Consider the following 19,354-nt stretch of genomic DNA (forward strand, 5'->3'; position numbering starts at 1 on the left):
GGAGTGGAATGTATTGTTTGGAAGAACATATTATTGCGGTGATATAACTGAAAAAGCAATCGGTGAATCTGTAACGCTAAAAGGCTGGGTCCAAAAAAGACGGGATCTCGGAGGATTGATTTTTATTGACTTGCGTGACCGTACGGGAATTGTTCAAGTCGTGTTTAACCCTGATGTGTCAAAAGAAGCGCTTGCTATTGCGGAAGGCATCAGAAACGAATACGTGCTTGATATTCAAGGAAAAGTGGTGGCGCGTGAAGAGGGCACAGTCAATACGAATTTGAAAACAGGCGCGATTGAAATTCACGCTGATGAAGTGACCGTATTAAGTGCTGCAAAGACACCTCCGTTTGCGATTTCTGATCAAGCTGAAGACGTATCAGAGGACGTCCGTTTAAAACACCGTTACTTAGATTTGCGCAGACCGGCTATGTTTCAAACGATGCAGATGCGACATAACGTGACGAAAGCTGTCCGCAGCTTTTTAGATGATAACGGGTTTCTTGATATTGAAACACCGATTTTAACAAAAAGCACACCTGAGGGCGCACGTGACTACTTAGTGCCGAGCCGTGTGCACGAAGGTGAATTCTATGCGCTGCCTCAGTCTCCGCAGCTATTTAAACAGCTTCTGATGGTATCCGGTATTGAACGGTATTATCAGATTGCCCGCTGTTTCCGCGATGAAGACTTGCGTGCAGACCGCCAGCCTGAGTTTACGCAAATCGATATTGAAATGTCCTTTATGAGCCAGGAAGACATTATGTCATTGGCTGAGGATATGATGGCAAAGATCATGCGTGAAACAAAAGGTGTGGAACTCAAGCTTCCTCTTCCTCGTATGACGTATGACGAGGCGATGAACAATTATGGTTCGGATAAACCGGATACGCGTTTTGATATGCTTTTGACAGATGTATCTGACATTGTGAAGGACACAGAATTTAAAGTATTCTCATCAGCTGTGGCAAACGGCGGTGTGGTAAAAGCCATCAATGTAAAAGGTGGAGCTGGCGATTACTCCAGAAAAGACATCGACGCTCTTGGCGCTTTTGCAGCTAACTACGGGGCGAAAGGGCTTGCCTGGGTAAAAGTTGAGGCAGACGGAGTGAAAGGCCCGATCGCCAAATTCTTTGATGAAGAAAAGCAGTCTAAACTGATTGAAGCACTTGATGCTGCTGAAGGTGATTTGCTGCTGTTTGGAGCGGATAAATTCGAAGTTGTAGCCGCATCACTCGGCGCCCTGCGCTTAAAGCTTGGGAAAGAACGAGGGCTGATTGACGAAAGCCTGTTCAATTTCTTATGGGTTATCGACTGGCCGCTCTTAGAGCATGACCAGGAGGAAGGCCGTTTTTACGCAGCCCATCATCCGTTCACAATGCCTGTCCGTGAAGACCTTGAGTTGATTGAAACAGCGCCTGAGGACATGAAAGCACAAGCTTATGATCTCGTCTTAAACGGCTATGAGCTTGGCGGCGGTTCGATCCGTATTTTCGAAAAGGATATCCAGGAAAAAATGTTTACGCTTCTCGGCTTCTCACAAGAAGAAGCAGCTGAGCAGTTCGGATTCTTACTGGAGGCATTTGAATACGGCGCTCCTCCGCACGGCGGAATCGCGCTCGGCTTAGACCGTCTCGTCATGCTTCTCGCAGGACGTACGAACCTAAGAGATACGATCGCATTCCCGAAAACTGCAAGCGCAAGCTGCCTGATGACAGAAGCGCCAGGGGAAGTAAGCGACGCCCAGCTTGATGAGCTTCATCTTTCAATCAAGAATAAAGTTAAAAATTGAATGAGCAGCTCGATTCTTGAAGATCAAAATCGTCTGTGATATGATTTTGACAAGTTAAATAAAGTCCTGATGTGTTAGTTGTACACCTAGTTTTGACCGAACATTTTTTTGATTTGGGAGCCCGCATTTTTAAATGGCGTACATGCCTCTTTTCATTCGGTAAAGAGGACTTACAAGATTTAAAAGAGGGCACCCACCTGCTGAGAGCGGGTTCAAAACAAAGGAAAGCTGCAACGGCACTATTGGGACTTTATTTTTTGTGCGCAGAAAAAACGGCTGCTCATGGATCAGCCATTTTTATAGATGAAACCAGAATACGAATGTGGAGTGAGGTTCTTGTTACACCAGTTTTCACGCAATGAATTAGCTATCGGAAAAGAAGGCCTTGAAACGTTGAAAAACAGCACGGTTGCTGTGCTTGGGGTCGGCGGAGTAGGATCGTTCGCAGCGGAGGCTCTCGCGCGGTCAGGCGTCGGCCGCATTCTGCTTGTCGACAAAGATGATGTGGACATTACAAATGTAAACCGTCAGCTTCATGCGCTTCTTTCAACAGTCGGACAGCCCAAAGTTGATTTAATGAAAGCGCGGATCGCAGACATTAACCCTGAGTGTGAAGTGATCGCGTTAAAAATGTTCTATACGGAAGAAACGTATGAGCAATTTTTTGAATATAATCTTGACTATGTCATTGATGCGTCAGACACGATCCATTACAAAATTCATTTAATGAAAGAATGCTTGAAACGGGATATTCCGCTCATTTCCAGCATGGGTGCCGCAAATAAAACGGACCCGACACGCTTCCAAATCGCTGATATTTCAAAAACGCACACCGATCCAATTGCGAAGGTCGTCCGTACGAGATTACGAAAAGAGGGCATCAAAAAGGGCGTTCAAGTGATTTTCTCTGACGAAAGCCCGATTGTCATTCGGGAAGACGTCAGAAAAGAAGTGGGGAATGACGAAGCGAAAATCCGAAAAGCAAAAATGCCGCCATCCTCTAATGCTTTTGTACCGTCAGTGGCAGGTTTGATTATGGGCGGACATGTTGTCATGGATCTTTTGAAAGACATTGAAATCAAACGCGTGAAGGACAAATAACGCATAAAAACAGCCTTGATTTATACGCAAGGCTGTTTTTGTTTTATTTTCTTTTCATTAATTTGTCATACACCTGCTTTAAGGCGGATTCGAACTTTCCTGTCTGTTTTGGCTTGTAATATTGCTTGTTCTTTAAAGGATCAGGGAGATATTGCTGTTCGACCCATCCGTTGTCATAATTGTGCGGGTATTTATAATCGATTCCTCTTCCTAATTCCTGAGCTCCTTTATAATGCGCGTCTTTTAAATGCTTCGGGACATCTCCTATTCTTCCGGCTCTGATATCTGCCAGCGCTTCATCGATCGCCAGAATGGCTGAGTTTGATTTCGGCGAGAGGCAAAGTTCAATAACTGCGTTTGCCAGCGGGATTCGCGCTTCAGGAAATCCGACCCGCTCAGCGGTCTGAACAGCGTGCAGCACTCTTGGACCGGCCTGCGGGCTTGCTAAGCCGATATCTTCATATGCGATGACAAGCAGCCGTCTTCCGATGCTTTCCAGATCACCGGCTTCAATTAATCTTGCCAAATAATGAAGAGCGGCGTTGGCATCAGAGCCGCGGATCGATTTTTGAAAAGCGGACAATACATCATAATGCGCATCACCATCTTTATCGTGAGAAAAGCTCTTTTTCTGCAAACATTCTTCCGCGGTTTCTAATGTAATATGAATCACGCCGTCGGCTGACTCCTTCGTTGACAAGACGGCCAGCTCAAGCGCATTTAAAGCGGAGCGGACATCTCCTCCGCACCCGCGGGCAAAATGCTCCATCGCCTGATCATCGATAGATACAGAATATGTGCCAAGGCCCCGATGCTCATCATGAAGCGCACGTTCCAGGGCCTGTTTAATCAGTTCCGGTGTTAACGGCTCAAGCTCAAAGATCTGTGCCCGGCTTCTGATTGCCGGATTAATGGCATGATACGGGTTTGCCGTGGTCGCTCCGATTAAAATAATCATCCCGTTTTCTAAATAGGGCAAAAGAAAATCTTGCTTTCCTTTATCCAGCCTGTGAACTTCATCCAGTATCAAAATTACCTGGCCTGACATTTTAGCTTCCTGGGCTACGATCTCCATATCTTTTTTATTGTTAATGACAGCATTGAGCTTTCGAAAAGCAATACTTGTTGAACCGGCGATTGCTGTTGCGATTGATGTTTTTCCAATCCCGGGCGGCCCGTACAAAATCATGGATGACAAATGTTTTGCCTGAACCATTCTGCCGATCATTTTATCTTCAGCCACCAGATGCTGCTGGCCGATAATATCCTCTATTTTTGTCGGACGCATCCGATATGCCAATGGCTTCATCATCATCTCTCCTTACATAATTACAGGGTAACGGAAAAGCGGACAATAGAAAAGGGGAAAGGCCCGTTTCCGCCTGCCTCAATGAAAATTAGCTGAGTGTATGTTATAATAACAGTTGGTCTATTAGATAATAAACGGACGAACCATATAGAAAATACCATTATAAATGTGGAAAATCACGAAATAACAGAGGTGTTCATGTTGAAAATATCAACTAAGGGAAGATACGGTCTCACGATTATGATCGAGCTTGCAAAAAAGCATGGTGAAGGCCCGACTTCATTAAAAAGCATCGCACAGACGAATAATTTGTCCGAGCATTATCTGGAGCAGCTGGTATCGCCGCTCAGAAATGCCGGTTTAGTAAAAAGCATCAGAGGCGCATACGGCGGATATGTATTAGGCAGTGAGCCAGATGCGATTACAGCGGGGGATATTATCCGTGTACTCGAGGGGCCAATCAGTCCTGTTGAAGTGCTGGAAGACGAGGAGCCGGCTAAGCGTGAGCTCTGGATTCGCATACGGGATGCCGTGAAAGAGGTTTTAGACAGTACAACATTAGAGGATCTTGCCAGCTACACAGACGGAGAGCAAGAAGCTTATATGTTCTATATTTAGATCAGAGGTGTAAACATAATGGAACGGATTTATTTAGATCATGCCGCAACGTCTCCGATGGATGAGCGTGTGCTGGAAAAAATGATACCGCATTTCTCCGGCAATTTCGGCAATCCATCCAGTATTCATTCATTTGGTAGAGAATCTCGAAAATGGGTGGACGAAGCAAGAGCGCAGATTGCAGCAGAAATCGGAGCGGCAGAGCAGGAGATCATTTTTACAAGCGGGGGAACGGAAGCCGATAACTTGGCGATTATGGGAACCGCGCTTGCAAGAAAAGATCTGGGCAGACATATCATCACGACAAAAATTGAGCATCACGCTGTGCTTCACACCTGTGAAAAACTAGAGGAAGACGGATTTGAAGTAACGTATCTAGACGTTGACCAAAATGGAAGAGTCAGTGCAAAACAGGTGAAAGAAGCACTGCGTGATGATACAATCCTTGTGACAGTGATGTATGGAAATAATGAAGTCGGAACAGTGCAGCCGATCGGTGAAATCGGTGAGCTGCTAAAGGAACACCAGTCATATTTTCATACCGATGCTGTTCAGGCATTCGGATTGCTGCCAATTGACGTAAAAAACAGCCATATTGACCTTCTGTCTGTTTCTGGGCACAAGCTCAACGGGCCAAAAGGGACAGGCTTTTTATATGCAAGTAGAGATGTGAAACTTTCCCCGCTCTTATTCGGAGGAGAGCAAGAAAGAAAACGCCGTGCCGGAACAGAAAATGTTCCCGGCATTGTCGGGCTGAATGAAGCCATCAAGCTGTCAAGTGAAGAACGGGTCGAAAAAAACGAGAAGTATCAATCGTTTAAAACAATCATTGCCGACACGCTTGAACATGCCGGTGTGGCATTCGAGATTAACGGGGACAAAGAGCATAGTCTGCCGCATGTTCTGAATCTTTATTTCCCCGGTATATCAGTTGAAGCGCTGCTGGTGAATCTTGACATGGCGGGAGTAGCTGTCTCAAGCGGATCAGCGTGCACGGCCGGTTCAGTTCTGCCGTCACATGTTCTGACTGCCATGTTCGGAGAAAAGAGTGACCGGCTGACGTCCTCGATTCGAATCAGCTTCGGCCTCGGCAATACGGCTGAGCAAGTGAAAACTGCTGCCAAACATGTGGCTGACGTTGTAAAGCGGCTCACACAATAAGGCGGCTTAGTTATTGGAGTGAATGAAATGGAAAAACGGCCGGAAGATACAAGAGTCGTCGTCGGGATGTCCGGCGGAGTAGACTCATCTGTGGCGGCCCTGCTGTTAAAAGAACAGGGCTATGATGTAATTGGAATCTTTATGAAAAACTGGGATGATACGGACGAAAACGGTTTTTGCACGGCGACAGAGGATTATGAAGATGTGATTCGTGTCTGCAATCAAATCGGAATTCCGTACTATGCCGTTAATTTTGAAAAGCAATATTACGAGAAGGTATTTCAATACTTCCTTGATGAATATAAAGCAGGCAGAACACCAAACCCGGATGTGCTATGCAACAAAGAGATTAAATTCAAGGCATTTTTGGAGCACGCCCTGTCACTTGGCGCCGACTATTTAGCAACTGGCCACTATGCAAGGGTAGACAGAAGCGGCGGCAAAGTCAGAATGCTGCGTGGCATTGATGAAAACAAGGATCAAACGTACTTCTTGAATCAGCTGACAGAAGATACGCTAAGCAAAGTCATGTTCCCGATCGGCGAGCTTCAAAAAAGCCGTGTGCGTGAAATGGCCAAAGAAGCAGATCTTGCAACAGCGACGAAAAAAGACAGTACGGGCATCTGTTTTATCGGCGAACGCAACTTCAAAACATTTCTCAGCCAATATCTCCCTGCACAGCCGGGCGATATGATGACGATGGACGGCGAAGTAAAAGGACGCCACGACGGGTTGATGTACTACACGATCGGACAGCGTCACGGCCTTGGCATCGGCGGAAGCGGCGAGCCGTGGTTTGCAGTTGGCAAAGATCTCGAAAAAAACATTCTCTACGTGGATCAAGGGTTCCATAACCCGCTTCTGTATTCTGACAAAATTACAGCAACAAATATCAGCTGGGTTCGTTCGGATATCATGAAGGGCGAAGAGGTTGCCTGCACGGCAAAATTCCGTTACCGCCAAGAAGATCATAACGTAACGGTTCGCATGACGGGGGAAGGCGAAGCGGAAGTCATCTTTGATGAACAAGTCCGCGCTGTAACACCTGGACAAGCCGTTGTCTTCTATGACGGTGAAGAATGCCTTGGCGGCGGAACAATTGATGATGTGTATAAAGACGGAACAAAATTGTGGTACGTATAAAAGATGAAAAACCTCAACACTGAGTTGGGGTTTTTTAATGAAAGGAAGATGATCGGTGGATTATAACCAAGTCGGTATAGAGGCGATGCAGGAAGGCGATTACGAGAAAGCGGCAGAGGCATTTACAAAAGCAATTGAAGAAAATAAAGAAGACGCGATACCTTATATCAATTTTGCAAACCTGCTTTCATCCGTAAACGAGCTGGAACGTGCGCTTGCGTTTTATGATAAAGCGCTTGAATTAGACAGTAGCGCAGCCACTGCTTATTATGGAGCAGGAAATGTCTATGTTGTAAAAGAAATGTACAAAGAAGCCAAAGACATGTTTGAAAAAGCGTTACGTGCGGGGATGGAAAACGGTGACCTGTTTTACATGCTCGGAACGGTACTTGTCAAGCTCGAACAGCCTAAGCTTGCACTGCCATATTTACAAAGAGCGGTCGAACTGAATGAAAATGATACAGAAGCGCGCTTTCAATTTGGGATGTGCTTAGCGAACGAGGGCATGCTGGACGAAGCGCTCAGCCAATTTTCAGCTGTAACAGAGAAAGATCCTGGCCACGCCGATGCATTTTACAATGCGGGTGTTGCTTATGCTTATAAAGAAAATCGAGAAAAAGCATTGGAAATGCTGGACAAGGCGATCGACATCCAGCCAGATCATATGCTTGCGGTTCATGCTAAAAAACTAATCGACCCATCATAACAGCACAGGAGGAGGGAAAAGCTCGTGCAGCAGCATCCGGATCAGCTTAAACTGGAGGAAGAACCCTATTTAAAGGGAACAGTCAACACAGTCATCTATCATAATGACACCAATTTATATACGGTTCTGAAAGTGAAAGTCACAGAGACCTCCGAAGCGATTGAAGATAAAGCCGTATCCGTGACGGGCTACTTCCCTGCGCTTCAAGAAGAAGAGACCTACACGTTTTACGGAAAGATTGTAACACATCCAAAATTCGGGCTCCAATTTCAGGCGGAGCATTTTAAAAAGGAGATCCCGACGACTAAGGAAGGCATCATTCAGTATTTATCGAGTGATTTGTTCGAGGGAATCGGCAAAAAAACAGCTGAAGAAATAGTAAAAAAGCTGGGCGACAGCGCGATTAATAAAATTTTGGCTGACGCGTCAGTGCTTTATGATGTACCGAGACTGTCAAAAAAGAAAGCTGACACGCTAGCCGGTGCGTTGCAGCAGCATCAGGGACTTGAACAAATCATGATTTCCCTGAATCAGTTCGGCTTTGGCCCTCAGCTGTCTATGAAAATCTATCAGGCCTATGAATCCGAGACGCTTGAAAAGATTCAGGAAAACCCTTATCAGCTTGTGAAAGATGTAGAAGGGATAGGGTTTGGAAAAGCGGATGAGCTTGGCAGCAGAATGGGGCTTTCGGGTAATCATCCTGAAAGGGTAAAAGCCGCTATTTTGTACACGCTTGAAACGACTTGTCTGTCAGAAGGGCATACGTACATAGAAACGGAGCAGCTGATTATCGACACCCAATCATTGTTGAACCAGTCAGCAAGGGAAGGACAGCATATCACAGAAATGGATGCCGCTAACGCCATTATTGCCCTTGGTGAAAATAAAGACATTGTCATAGAAGACGGCCGCTGTTATTTTCCATCGCTGTTTTACGCAGAACAAAACGTTGCAAAGCGTGTGAAACATATCGCAAGCCAAACTGAATATGATGACCAGTTTCCTGAATCAGAATTTCTGCTCGCTTTAGGAGAACTGGAAGAACGGATGAACGTTCAGTATGCCCCGAGCCAGAAGGAAGCAATTCAAAAAGCCCTTTCTTCACCGATGCTTCTTTTAACGGGAGGCCCGGGAACAGGGAAAACGACGGTAATCAGAGGAATTGTCGAACTGTACGGAGAGCTTCACGGCGTGTCACTAGACCCGTCAGCTTATAAAAAGGATGAAGCTTTTCCGGTTGTATTGGCCGCACCGACAGGAAGAGCGGCGAAACGGATGAGTGAATCAACGGGCCTTCCCGCGGTCACGATACACAGGCTGCTTGGCTGGAACGGCGCAGAAGGTTTTACCCATACAGAGGATCAGCCGATCGAGGGAAAGTTGTTAATTATAGATGAAGCCAGTATGCTTGATATATGGCTGGCGAACCATTTGTTCAAGGCGATCCCTGATCATATACAAATCATTATTGTGGGAGACGAAGATCAGCTTCCTTCTGTCGGTCCGGGCCAAGTGCTGAGAGACCTTTTGGCATCCAAGGTCATTCCGACTGTGAGACTGACAGACATCTACCGCCAGGCGGAGGGGTCATCAATCGTCGAGCTTGCCCACCAGATGAAAAATGGATTGCTGCCGAACAATTTGACTGCCCCGACGAAGGACCGTTCCTTTATTCGCTGCGGTGGCTCACAAATAAAAGAAGTGGTCGAAAAGGTTGTCGCCAATGCTTTGAAGAAAGGCTATACGGCAAAGGACATACAGGTTCTCGCCCCGATGTACAGAGGAAAAGCCGGCATCAATGAACTGAATGTAATGCTGCAGGATATTTTAAATCCTTCTAAAGAAAAACGGAGAGAATTGAAGTTCGGAGATGTTGTGTACAGAACCGGAGATAAAATTTTGCAGCTTGTCAATCAGCCGGAAAACAATGTATTCAACGGAGATATTGGGGAAATTACGTCGATATTTTATGCGAAGGAAAATACAGAAAAAGAAGACATGGCCGTTGTTAATTTTGACGGCAATGAAATGACATTTACGAAAAAAGATTTTAACCAATTTACCCATGCGTATTGCTGCTCTATTCATAAATCGCAGGGAAGTGAATTTCCGATTGTGGTTTTGCCTGTTGTGAAAGGCTACTATAGAATGCTCAGAAGAAATCTTCTTTATACCGCAATTACAAGAGCAAAGAAATTTCTCATATTATGCGGGGAAGAGGAGGCACTGGAGTGGGGCGTAAAAAATAATGACGCGACTGTCAGACAGACTTCCTTGAAAAACAGGCTGTCAATACAGGTTGAGGAAATGGATGCGGAGCTTGAGGCTTTGCAAAAAGAGCTCCCGTTCAGTGTGCACGATGCCAATATTGGTATGGAAGGCATTACACCATTCGATTTTATGAAAGATGAACAGCTGTAAAAAGGCTCCCGTGTTATCGGGAGTTTTTTCATTTGCGGTGGAAGTGATTTCATCGTATGAGTCAAAGGCGCAAAGCAAAACCTAAGCCTGTTCAACAAAAGGTGGTTGATCACACTTTGAGAACATGCCATGAGATAGAAGGGTTCCCAGTATACTCACAACGAACTTCTTGTTATCTTGGGACAATTTCCGATATTTGTTTTTCTCTGAAAGGAGATTGTCTCGGGTTTATTCTTGCACAAAAACGGTTTTTGCATCATCATCATGCGCTTTTACGGGCGTGTGATATCACATGCATTCTTGATGACCGCATATTGGCCTCGGTCAGTACTGACCAGCTTCTGCCTCTTCCGAAGTCATGCTTCACATACGAGCAGATGAAAATGAAGCTTGTGAAATCGCAAGAGGGAGATATATTGGGGATGCTGGAAGATGTATACTTTTGTTTGGACAGGGGCATAATCGTAGCATATGAACTCTCGGACGGTTTCTTTTCTGACCTGGCGGGAAGCAAGCGCCAGATCCAAAAAGCGGATTCGCTTGTCGAGGTGCGGAAAGATGAGATTGTCCTGAACGGATAGAGGTGTGAGATATGCTTATATGCCCGAACTGCAAAAGTAAGGATATCGGGAAAATTGGCGTGAACCAATATTATTGCTGGGGCTGTTTTATTGAACTGACAGTGGCGAAAGGGAAGATTGCAACTCATCAGGTGGAAGAAGACGGAACGTTAAGCAGCTTGGATGATTTGTTTTCTGAGGATGAACGCAGCATCAATTTTTGATCATGAAGGGAGATGCGCAGGATGAATCGGACGATGACTTCTCTTTTGGCATTGGGAGCAGGGGCTCTCGTGTACCGAATGGCGACTCAATCCGATATGCTGAATAATCGTAGCATGAAGCGGATGAGAAAAAGAATAACGAAAATGTTTTAATGTGAAAAAGGATACTCTTCGAAGAGTATCCTTTTTGTTATGAGGAGAGAGAATAATTCCCACCGTTCCTCAAATGATATAGAAGAGGTGAAAGCAGATGCTTCAAAAACCGGTGCAGCTTTTATTGTGGGTGGCAATTTGTTTGCTGGTCCTGTTAACAGTGTACGTCTTTTTTATGCTTGATATGTTATGGTCGCCCTTTTGGCTCGTCATAAAAACGATCTTTATTCCTTTAATCATTTCCATTTTTATTTCTTATTTATTGCTCCCGGTCACGGAGTGGCTGCACGGCAAAGGATTGCCGAGGACTTTGAGCATCCTTGTGATTTATGTTCTTTTTTTTGGCGGAATTGGCTGGGCGCTGTATAAAGGGGTGCCTGTTTTAATTGTGCAGCTGACGGATTTATCAGAAAATATACCTATGTTTGCCGAAACATATAATGGGCTCCTTCTTCACGTGCATAACCATACTGATGACTGGCCTGACGGCATGCACCATCGTATAGATAAATTGATCCGCCAGACGGAGGCGTTTTTTGCGGGAACGATAGAAGGTGCAATCAGCGGGATCCGAAACGTGCTTGATTATTTCTTAATTGCGGCAACAATTCCTTTTCTCGTGTTCTATATGGTAAAGGATATTGAGTTGATGAAAAAGACAGTATGGTACTTGACTCCGAAGTCGTGGAGAAAGCGGGGAAGCGCCTTTTTACGGGATGTGGATGACTCCCTTGGCGATTACATCCGCGGCCAGCTTCTGGTCTGCTTGATTCTCGGCGTGATGGCGGGCCTTTCGTTCTGGATATTCGGACTTCCGTATCCGTTGATCTTGGGTCTTATTTCTGGGATAACAAATGTCATACCGTATTTTGGTCCGTTTATTGGAGCGATTCCTGCGCTTTTAATTGCGATGACGATCTCAGTCAAAGCGATTCTTGTTGTGGTGATTACAGTGTTTATTTTGCAGTTTATGGAAGGGAATATCCTCAGTCCGTTCATTGTCGGCCGAAGCCTTAAAATGCATCCTGTCGTTATCATGCTCGCGCTGCTTGCCGGAGGAGAGCTTGCGGGAATCGTCGGAATGATTCTGGCTGTTCCTGCGACGGCTGTTTTAAAAGTGATGATGATCCATTTTTTACGGATGAGGACGGAGCATTGACATTGGCGTGCAGCTTGTCTATAATTTCTCGTAGAATACATACGAATCTCGAGTGACGGATCTGAGTACGCCGAAGCCCTGTTAAAGAGAGAAGCTCCGTAAGCTGAAAGGAGCTTTATCAGAAGATCGGAGGAAGCTAATCCTGAGTGCAGTTAATCACTGCCGCATATCCTGCGTTACAGGGTAAAAGGTGACGGGCGAATGTAAGGTCCGTAATCAGGGTGGTACCGCGAGACAGCTCTCGTCCCTGTGTAAACGCGTGGTTTGCATAGGGGGAGGGCTTTTTTGCTGTCACTGTAGAGAATTTCGATTTTTATAGAGGAGGAAATACAATGAAACACTTAACTTCTGCGGAAGTGCGTCAAATGTTTTTGGATTTCTTTAAAGAAAAAGGACACGCGGTAGAGCCAAGCGCGTCATTAGTGCCTCATGAGGATCCTTCACTGCTATGGATTAACAGCGGTGTTGCGACGCTGAAAAAATATTTTGACGGCCGTGTCGTTCCGGAAAATCCAAGAATCGTAAACGCTCAAAAAGCGATCAGAACTAACGATATAGAAAATGTAGGGAAAACTGCGCGTCATCACACATTCTTTGAAATGCTCGGAAACTTTTCCATCGGCGATTATTTCAAAGAAGAAGCCATTACATGGGCGTGGGAATTTTTAACGAGTGACAAGTGGATCGGTTTCGACAAAGAGCTTCTCTCTGTTACGGTTCATCCTGAAGATGAAGAGGCTTATGAGTTCTGGGCGAAAAAAATCGGTATTCCTGAGGAAAGAATTATTCGCCTGGAAGGGAACTTCTGGGACATCGGTGAAGGACCGAGCGGACCGAACACGGAGATCTTCTACGACCGCGGTGAGGCATATGGAAATGATCCAGAAGATCCGGAGCTTTACCCAGGCGGAGAAAACGACCGTTACCTGGAAGTATGGAATCTTGTGTTTTCTGAGTTCAACCATAACCCTGACGGCACGTACACGCCGCTTCCGAAGAAAAACATTGATACGGGCATGGGGCTTGAAAGAATGGTATCTGTCATCCAGAATGTCCCGACAAACTTTGATACCGATTTATTTGTTCCAATCATTAAAGCAACAGAAACCATATCTGGTGAAACATATGGCACAGACAATGTGAAAGACACTGCGTTTAAAGTGATTGCCGACCACATCAGAACGGTTGCGTTTGCTGTCAGTGACGGAGCGCTTCCGTCAAATGAAGGGCGCGGCTATGTATTAAGACGTTTATTGCGCCGGGCTGTGCGTTATGCCAAAACGATCAACATCCACCGTCCGTTCATGTACGATTTAGTGCCAGTTGTCGCTGAAATCATGGCTGATTTCTATCCTGAAGTGAATGAGAAATCGGATTTCATCGCAAAAGTCATCAAAAATGAGGAAGAGCGCTTCCACGAAACACTTAATGAAGGGCTTGCCATCCTGTCAGAAATGATCAAAAAAGAAAAAGACAAGGGCAGCAGCGTTATTTCAGGTGCTGATGTGTTTAAACTGTACGATACGTACGGATTCCCGGTTGAACTGACTGAAGAATACGCAGAAGACGAGAACATGACGGTTGACCATAAAGGCTTTGAAGAAGAAATGAATCAGCAGCGTGAACGGGCAAGAAATGCTCGCCAGGATGTCGGCAGCATGCAGGTTCAAGGCGGCGCATTACGCGACGTGACCGATGAAAGCACATTTGTCGGCTACTCTCAAATAAAAACTGATGCTAATGTCATTGTGCTTCTTCAGGGCGGCCAATTTATTGATGAGGCCCATGAAGGAGAAAGCGTACAAATTATTCTTGATGAAACACCGTTCTATGCAGAAAGCGGCGGCCAAATCGGGGATAAAGGCTATCTCCGCAGCGAACAGGCAATAGTGAGAATTAAAGACGTGCAAAAAGCGCCGAACGGCCAGCATGTGCATGAAGGTGTTGTTGAGAGCGGTACTGTTCAAAAAGGTCTGCATGTTACTGCTGAAGTTGAAGACCATATGAGAAGCAGCGTCATTAAAAACCATACGGCAACGCATTTATTGCATCAGGCACTAAAAGACGTTCTTGGAACTCATGTTAATCAGGCGGGATCTCTTGTGACTGAAAACCGTCTTCGTTTTGACTTCTCGCACTTTGGCCAAGTGACAAAAGAAGAGCTTGAGCAAATTGAAAGAATCGTCAACGAAAAGATCTGGGCGAGTATCCCGGTCAACATCGACTTGAAGCCGATCGCTGAAGCAAAAGAAATGGGAGCGATGGCTCTATTCGGCGAAAAATACGGGGACATTGTCCGGGTCGTTCAAGTCGGAGATTATAGTTTAGAGCTGTGCGGCGGCTGCCATGTCAGAAATACAGCAGAAATCGGCCTGTTTAAAATCGCTTCTGAATCTGGAATCGGAGCAGGCACAAGACGGATTGAAGCTGTAACGGGACAAGGCGCTTACATCGAAATGAACAGCCAGATTTCAGTATTAAAGCAAGCTGCTGACGAGCTGAAAACAAATATCAAAGAAGTGCCGAAACGAGTAGCGGCTCTGCAGGCTGAACTGAAGGAAGCACAAAGAGAAAATGAATCTCTTCTTGCGAAACTCGGCAACGTGGAAGCAGGAGCGATCCTGTCAAAAGTAAAAGAAGTTGACGGCGTGAGTGTGCTTGCGGAAAAAGTAAATGCAAAAGACATGAACCATCTCCGCACAATGGTGGATGAACTCAAAGGAAAACTTGGCTCCGCGGTGATCGTGCTTGGTGCGGTACAAAACGATAAAGTCAATATATCTGCCGGAGTCACAAAGGATCTCATTGAGAAAGGCCTGCATGCCGGCAAGCTGGTCAAACAAGCTGCGGAAGTATGCGGCGGAGGCGGCGGAGGCCGTCCGGATATGGCACAGGCAGGCGGCAAACAGCCGGAAAAATTAGAAGAAGCTTTGGCTTCTGTAGAAGATTGGGTGAAATCCGTTTTATAATTTGCTTATGTAGTGTAGAATGATGGTAAGATTAGGACCCCAGGCTGAACTTTGCCTGCGAATTTGGGAAAGAGGTGCAAAACGGTGAGCTCGTTTGATAAAACGATGAAATTTAATTTCTCCGATGATTCTGCTGAGACTAACGTAAATGAGGTGCTGATTACAGTGTATGACGCGCTTCAGGAAAAGGGCTACAATCCAATCAATCAGATTGTCGGATACTTGCTGTCAGGTGATCCCGCTTATATTCCTAGGCATCGTGACGCTCGCAATTTAATTCGCAAACTTGAAAGAGACGAATTAATCGAGGAATTGGTGAAGTCTTATTTAGAACAGCATAAAGAGGCGTAAATTAAAAATGAGAATATTAGGACTCGATTTAGGTACCAAAACACTCGGTGTTGCTCTGAGCGACGAAATGGGCTGGACTGCTCAAGGCATTGAGACCATAAAGATTAATGAAGCGGAAGGCGATTATGGTTTATCCCGTTTATCTGAACTGATAAAAGAGTATACTATAGATAAAATCGTGCTGGGCTTTCCTAAGAACATGAACGGAACAGTCGGCCCGAGAGGCGAAGCCAGCCAAACATTTGCGAAAGTGCTTGAAACAACGTACAATGTACCTGTTGTGCTGTGGGACGAGCGTCTTACCACAATGGCGGCAGAAAAAATGCTGATTGCAGCTGATGTCAGCAGGCAAAAACGAAAAAAAGTCATTGATAAAATGGCGGCTGTCATGATTTTGCAAGGATATCTCGACAGCTTAAATTAAAGCCAGAGGTGAAGAAAATGGAACACGGCGAAAAAAATATTACAATTGTTGACGATCAAGGAAATGAACAGCTTTGTGAAGTGCTGTTTACATTTGAAAACGAAGAGTTTGGCAAGTCTTATGTGCTGTACTATCCAATGGAAGCAAAAGAAGACGAAGAAGTAGAAATTCTCGCTTCCAGCTTCACGCCAAACGAAGACGGTGAAAACGGTGAGCTATTCCCGATCGAAACTGACGAGGAATGGGATATGATCGAAGAAACATTAAACACGTTCTTAGCGGACGAAGACGAAGAATAAAACACCGCAAAAAAGCCGGAGCCATACTGCTCCGGCTTTTTTTCTGCTGTATCAAGGCCTTTCCACCTTTTTTTGTAATAAATTGCCGAAATACAATGAATCATGTAGTATAAGAGCTGATGGGAGGAGACCTAATGTATATCAATCAGCAAAAAAAATCATTTTTCAATAAAAAAAGAATCTTACTGTCTTCCATTATTGTGCTGCTTCTCATCATTGGCGGGGCATTTTTATATGGGAAATCATTGCTTGAACCTGTAGAAAAAGACAGTAAAACGACAGTTAACATTAACATTCCAAGCGGCTCATCTGTTTCGGCCATCGCATCGATATTAAAGAAAAACGATGTCATAAAAAGCGAGAAAGCATTTCAGTATTATGTGAAATATAAAGGTGCTTCCGGGTTTCAGGCGGGATTTTACCATCTGAATAAAGGAATGGATTTGGATGCCATTATTCATAAGCTGACAAGCGGGGCTACAAGCTATGCCTTTCAAATTACAGTAACTGAGGGAGCACAGCTGACACAAATCGCAGCCGCTATTGCTGATGAAACGAAATACTCCAAAAAACAAATTATAGCGAAGCTGGACGATGATACATTTATTCATCAGCTGAAGAAAGAATTCCCGGACACTGTGACAAACGATGTTTTCAATAAAAACATTAAGCATCCGCTGGAAGGGTATCTGTTCCCGGCTACTTACCCTTTTCACGATCCGGATACGTCACTTGAAGACATTATCACGGCAATGGTCAAACAGACAAATTCTTACGTGGAAACGTACAAATCTGAAATGAAGAAAAATAAACTATCTGTGCATAAGCTGCTGACGATGGCTTCTTTGATTGAAGAAGAAGCGAGTGAAAAAGCCGACCGCCATAAAATTGCGAGCGTCTTTTATAACCGCTTGAAAGAGAAAATGCCGCTCCAAACAGATCCGACCGTGCTTTACGCGGCAGGCAAGCATAAAGATCGGGTACTGTATAAGGATCTGGAGATCGATTCTCCGTACAATACGTACAAAAACACAGGACTGACGCCAGGGCCGATAGCCAATGCCGGCAAGTCGTCATGGGAAGCGGCGCTGCATCCAGATCAAACGGACTATCTGTACTTCTTGGCCAAATCAAATGGTGAGGTCGTATTTACAAAAACACTAAAAGAGCATAATAAAGCAAAAGAAAAATACATCACCTCAAAAAATGAGAAATAAAAGGAGAGCAAAAAGCTCTCCTTTTATTCGCTTTCCTCAAGGTTTTATGATAAAATATATCGGGTTGTTTACCGATGTATTATGAGGTATTCAGAGAGTGTCCTGTGTAAAAAGACTGGGGCACTCCTTTTTAGAACGGGAGGCTGTTTGTTGTGACTGACCGGTATGAACAAATAAATGACTATATAGAAGCATTATTGAAGCCTCGGCCGGAAAACGTGAAGAAGCTTGAAGCATATGCAGAAGAACATCATGTCCCGATCATGGAAAAAGCGGGCATGGAGGTGCTGCTTCAAATTTTGTCTGTGAAACAGCCGAAAAAAATACTAGAAATCGGAACGGCCATTGGTTATTCAGCCATTCGAATGGCGCTGGAGCTGCCGTCTGCTGAAATATATACAATTGAACGCAATGAGAAACGGCATGAAGAAGCGGTAAACAATATCAAGGAATTTCAGCTTGATGACCGAATTCATGTTTTTTACGGAGACGCGCTTGAATTAGCCGACGCTGTTCATGTAACCGCGCCTTACGATGTCATTTTTATTGACGCTGCAAAAGGTCAGTATCAAAACTTTTTTCATTTATATGAACCGATGCTTTCACCGGACGGGGTGATTTTAACAGACAACGTGCTGTTTAAAGGTCTGGTGGCGGAGGATTACAGCAAAATAGAACCGAAAAGAAGGCGCAGGCTGATAACAAAAATTGATGAATATAATCATTGGCTGATGAATCATCCAGATTATCAAACTGCGATCATTCCTGTCGGGGACGGACTTGCGATTAGTAAAAAGAAGAGGTGAACGTCATGAAAAAACCAGAGCTCTTAGTGACGCCGACGAGTACGGCGGATATTTTGCCACTGATACAGGCGGGAGCAACTGCGTTTTTAGTAGGGGAACAGAGATACGGCTTGAGATTAGCCGGAGAATTTTCTCGTGAAGATATAACAAAAGCCGTAGAAATTGCTCACAAAGAAGGGGCAAACGTATACGTTGCTGTAAATGCAATTTTCCATAACGATAAAGTAGGGGAGCTTGGAGAATATCTGGCTTTCTTAGCGGAAACCGGTGTCGATGCAGCGGTATTCGGCGATCCTGCCGTGCTTATGGCTGCTCGTGAATCTGCGCCTGACCTGAAGCTTCATTGGAACACAGAGACGACAGGCACCAACTACTATACATGCAACTACTGGGGGCGAAAAGGCGCGGCGCGTTCTGTGCTTGCCAGAGAGTTAAACATGGACAGCATTGTGGAGATTAAAGAAAACGCTGAAGTCGAAATTGAAATCCACGTGCATGGAATGACGTGCATGTTCCAATCCAAGCGTTCTTTGATTGGAAACTACTTTGAATACCAAGGCAAAGTCATGGACATTGAAGGAAAGAAAAAAGAATCAGGCATGTTCTTGCATGATAAAGAACGTGATAATAAATATCCGATTTTCGAAGATGAAAACGGCACGCACATCATGAGCCCGAACGATGTGTGCATCATTGATGAGCTTGAGGAATTGATAGATGCTGGCATTGATTCTTTCAAAATTGATGGTGTCCTGAAAACGCCTGAATACCTAATAGAAGTCACCAAAATGTACAGAGAAGCGATTGATCTGTGTGTTGAAGACCGTGATGAATACGAAGCGAAAAAAGAAGACTGGATCGAACGCATAGAAAGCATACAGCCAGTTAACAGAAAGATTGATACCGGGTTCTTCTTCAAAGAAACGGTTTATTAATCAGAA

At 44.9% G+C, this 19,354-nt stretch carries 19 protein-coding genes and 1 other RNA gene; 19 read left to right on the forward strand and 1 reads right to left on the reverse strand.

Translation table 11 applies throughout. From position 1 onward, the window contains the following. Positions 1–13 precede the first annotated feature (13 nt). From aspS to Q3W56_RS08395, 3 genes are all read left to right on the forward strand, one after another. Entirely contained in the window at positions 14–1,792 is a 1,779-nt protein-coding gene (aspS, locus tag Q3W56_RS08385; protein WP_019715218.1) for an aspartate--tRNA ligase, read from the forward strand. A 60-nt stretch (positions 1,793–1,852) separates the two neighbouring features. Further along, a non-coding RNA gene (gene ssrS, locus Q3W56_RS08390) (6S RNA) lies at positions 1,853–2,045 on the forward strand. Between the two features lie 83 nt (positions 2,046–2,128). Further along, positions 2,129–2,893 carry a tRNA threonylcarbamoyladenosine dehydratase gene (locus Q3W56_RS08395; RefSeq protein ID WP_003237491.1) on the forward strand — a complete coding sequence of 255 codons (765 nt, stop codon included), beginning with the start codon at positions 2,129–2,131 and terminating at the stop codon, positions 2,891–2,893. Between the two features lie 43 nt (positions 2,894–2,936). Here the strand turns inward: Q3W56_RS08395 and Q3W56_RS08400 are convergent, their stop codons facing one another. After that, positions 2,937–4,202 (reverse strand): replication-associated recombination protein A, encoded by a 1,266-nt coding sequence (locus Q3W56_RS08400; RefSeq protein WP_302895138.1) that lies wholly within the window; start codon positions 4,200–4,202, stop codon positions 2,937–2,939. A gap of 201 nt (positions 4,203–4,403) precedes the next feature. Here Q3W56_RS08400 and cymR point away from each other — a divergent pair, with 201 nt between their 5' ends. From cymR to Q3W56_RS08480, 16 genes are all read left to right on the forward strand, one after another. Beyond that, a complete protein-coding gene (cymR, locus tag Q3W56_RS08405) occupies positions 4,404–4,820 on the forward strand; it encodes a cysteine metabolism transcriptional regulator CymR (protein ID WP_003225879.1) in 417 nt (138 codons plus the stop codon). A gap of 18 nt (positions 4,821–4,838) precedes the next feature. Next, positions 4,839–5,981, forward strand: coding sequence for a cysteine desulfurase family protein (locus Q3W56_RS08410; protein WP_302895139.1), 1,143 nt, complete (start codon positions 4,839–4,841; stop codon positions 5,979–5,981). Between the two features lie 27 nt (positions 5,982–6,008). Then, a complete protein-coding gene (mnmA, locus tag Q3W56_RS08415) occupies positions 6,009–7,124 on the forward strand; it encodes a tRNA 2-thiouridine(34) synthase MnmA (protein ID WP_268401542.1) in 1,116 nt (371 codons plus the stop codon). Between the two features lie 85 nt (positions 7,125–7,209). Beyond that, entirely contained in the window at positions 7,210–7,830 is a 621-nt protein-coding gene (locus Q3W56_RS08420; RefSeq protein WP_302895154.1) for a tetratricopeptide repeat protein, read from the forward strand. Positions 7,831–7,854: 24 nt separating this feature from the next. Then, positions 7,855–10,251, forward strand: a complete 2,397-nt coding sequence (gene recD2, locus Q3W56_RS08425; protein ID WP_302895140.1) for an SF1B family DNA helicase RecD2 — start codon at positions 7,855–7,857, stop codon at positions 10,249–10,251. Positions 10,252–10,307: 56 nt separating this feature from the next. Continuing rightward, positions 10,308–10,832, forward strand: a complete 525-nt coding sequence (locus Q3W56_RS08430) for a PRC-barrel domain-containing protein (RefSeq protein ID WP_019715212.1) — start codon at positions 10,308–10,310, stop codon at positions 10,830–10,832. Between the two features lie 11 nt (positions 10,833–10,843). Beyond that, on the forward strand, positions 10,844–11,035 hold the full coding sequence (locus tag Q3W56_RS08435; RefSeq protein WP_003225893.1) for a hypothetical protein: 192 nt from the start codon (positions 10,844–10,846) through the stop codon (positions 11,033–11,035). A 21-nt stretch (positions 11,036–11,056) separates the two neighbouring features. After that, positions 11,057–11,188, forward strand: coding sequence for a YrzQ family protein (locus Q3W56_RS08440; protein WP_019715211.1), 132 nt, complete (start codon positions 11,057–11,059; stop codon positions 11,186–11,188). Between the two features lie 97 nt (positions 11,189–11,285). Beyond that, positions 11,286–12,347 carry an AI-2E family transporter gene (locus tag Q3W56_RS08445; RefSeq protein WP_019715210.1) on the forward strand — a complete coding sequence of 354 codons (1,062 nt, stop codon included), beginning with the start codon at positions 11,286–11,288 and terminating at the stop codon, positions 12,345–12,347. A gap of 332 nt (positions 12,348–12,679) precedes the next feature. After that, complete coding sequence (gene alaS / locus Q3W56_RS08450) at positions 12,680–15,316, forward strand: alanine--tRNA ligase (protein ID WP_302895142.1); 2,637 nt, start codon at positions 12,680–12,682, stop codon at positions 15,314–15,316. 84 nt (positions 15,317–15,400) lie between these two features. Next, a complete protein-coding gene (locus tag Q3W56_RS08455; protein ID WP_003225903.1) occupies positions 15,401–15,667 on the forward strand; it encodes an IreB family regulatory phosphoprotein in 267 nt (88 codons plus the stop codon). A gap of 7 nt (positions 15,668–15,674) precedes the next feature. Further along, positions 15,675–16,091, forward strand: coding sequence for a Holliday junction resolvase RuvX (gene ruvX, locus Q3W56_RS08460; protein WP_003225905.1), 417 nt, complete (start codon positions 15,675–15,677; stop codon positions 16,089–16,091). A gap of 17 nt (positions 16,092–16,108) precedes the next feature. After that, complete coding sequence (locus tag Q3W56_RS08465) at positions 16,109–16,390, forward strand: DUF1292 domain-containing protein (protein ID WP_019715208.1); 282 nt, start codon at positions 16,109–16,111, stop codon at positions 16,388–16,390. Between the two features lie 134 nt (positions 16,391–16,524). Continuing rightward, positions 16,525–17,607: an endolytic transglycosylase MltG gene (gene mltG / locus Q3W56_RS08470; RefSeq protein ID WP_302895143.1), complete on the forward strand. Its 1,083-nt coding sequence runs from the start codon at positions 16,525–16,527 to the stop codon at positions 17,605–17,607. A 152-nt stretch (positions 17,608–17,759) separates the two neighbouring features. After that, positions 17,760–18,413 (forward strand): O-methyltransferase, encoded by a 654-nt coding sequence (locus tag Q3W56_RS08475; RefSeq protein WP_003225911.1) that lies wholly within the window; start codon positions 17,760–17,762, stop codon positions 18,411–18,413. A 5-nt stretch (positions 18,414–18,418) separates the two neighbouring features. Next, positions 18,419–19,348: a peptidase U32 family protein gene (locus Q3W56_RS08480; RefSeq protein ID WP_302895144.1), complete on the forward strand. Its 930-nt coding sequence runs from the start codon at positions 18,419–18,421 to the stop codon at positions 19,346–19,348. The last annotated feature ends 6 nt before the right edge of the window (positions 19,349–19,354 follow it).

The organism is Bacillus sp. C28GYM-DRY-1 (assembly GCF_030519405.1).
GTDB lineage: Bacteria > Bacillota > Bacilli > Bacillales > Bacillaceae > Bacillus > Bacillus spizizenii_A.

Coding starts and splice junctions, on each gene's coding strand:
- Q3W56_RS08400 (WP_302895138.1), bottom strand. CDS start 4,202: ATGAAGCCATTGGCATATCGGATGCGTCCGACAAAAATAGAGGATATT.
- Q3W56_RS08410 (WP_302895139.1), top strand. CDS start 4,839: ATGGAACGGATTTATTTAGATCATGCCGCAACGTCTCCGATGGATGAG.
- mnmA (WP_268401542.1), top strand. CDS start 6,009: ATGGAAAAACGGCCGGAAGATACAAGAGTCGTCGTCGGGATGTCCGGC.
- Q3W56_RS08420 (WP_302895154.1), top strand. CDS start 7,210: ATGCAGGAAGGCGATTACGAGAAAGCGGCAGAGGCATTTACAAAAGCA.
- Q3W56_RS08430 (WP_019715212.1), top strand. CDS start 10,308: ATGAGTCAAAGGCGCAAAGCAAAACCTAAGCCTGTTCAACAAAAGGTG.
- Q3W56_RS08435 (WP_003225893.1), top strand. CDS start 10,844: ATGCTTATATGCCCGAACTGCAAAAGTAAGGATATCGGGAAAATTGGC.
- Q3W56_RS08440 (WP_019715211.1), top strand. CDS start 11,057: ATGAATCGGACGATGACTTCTCTTTTGGCATTGGGAGCAGGGGCTCTC.
- Q3W56_RS08445 (WP_019715210.1), top strand. CDS start 11,286: ATGCTTCAAAAACCGGTGCAGCTTTTATTGTGGGTGGCAATTTGTTTG.
- alaS (WP_302895142.1), top strand. CDS start 12,680: ATGAAACACTTAACTTCTGCGGAAGTGCGTCAAATGTTTTTGGATTTC.
- ruvX (WP_003225905.1), top strand. CDS start 15,675: ATGAGAATATTAGGACTCGATTTAGGTACCAAAACACTCGGTGTTGCT.
- Q3W56_RS08465 (WP_019715208.1), top strand. CDS start 16,109: ATGGAACACGGCGAAAAAAATATTACAATTGTTGACGATCAAGGAAAT.
- mltG (WP_302895143.1), top strand. CDS start 16,525: ATGTATATCAATCAGCAAAAAAAATCATTTTTCAATAAAAAAAGAATC.
- Q3W56_RS08480 (WP_302895144.1), top strand. CDS start 18,419: ATGAAAAAACCAGAGCTCTTAGTGACGCCGACGAGTACGGCGGATATT.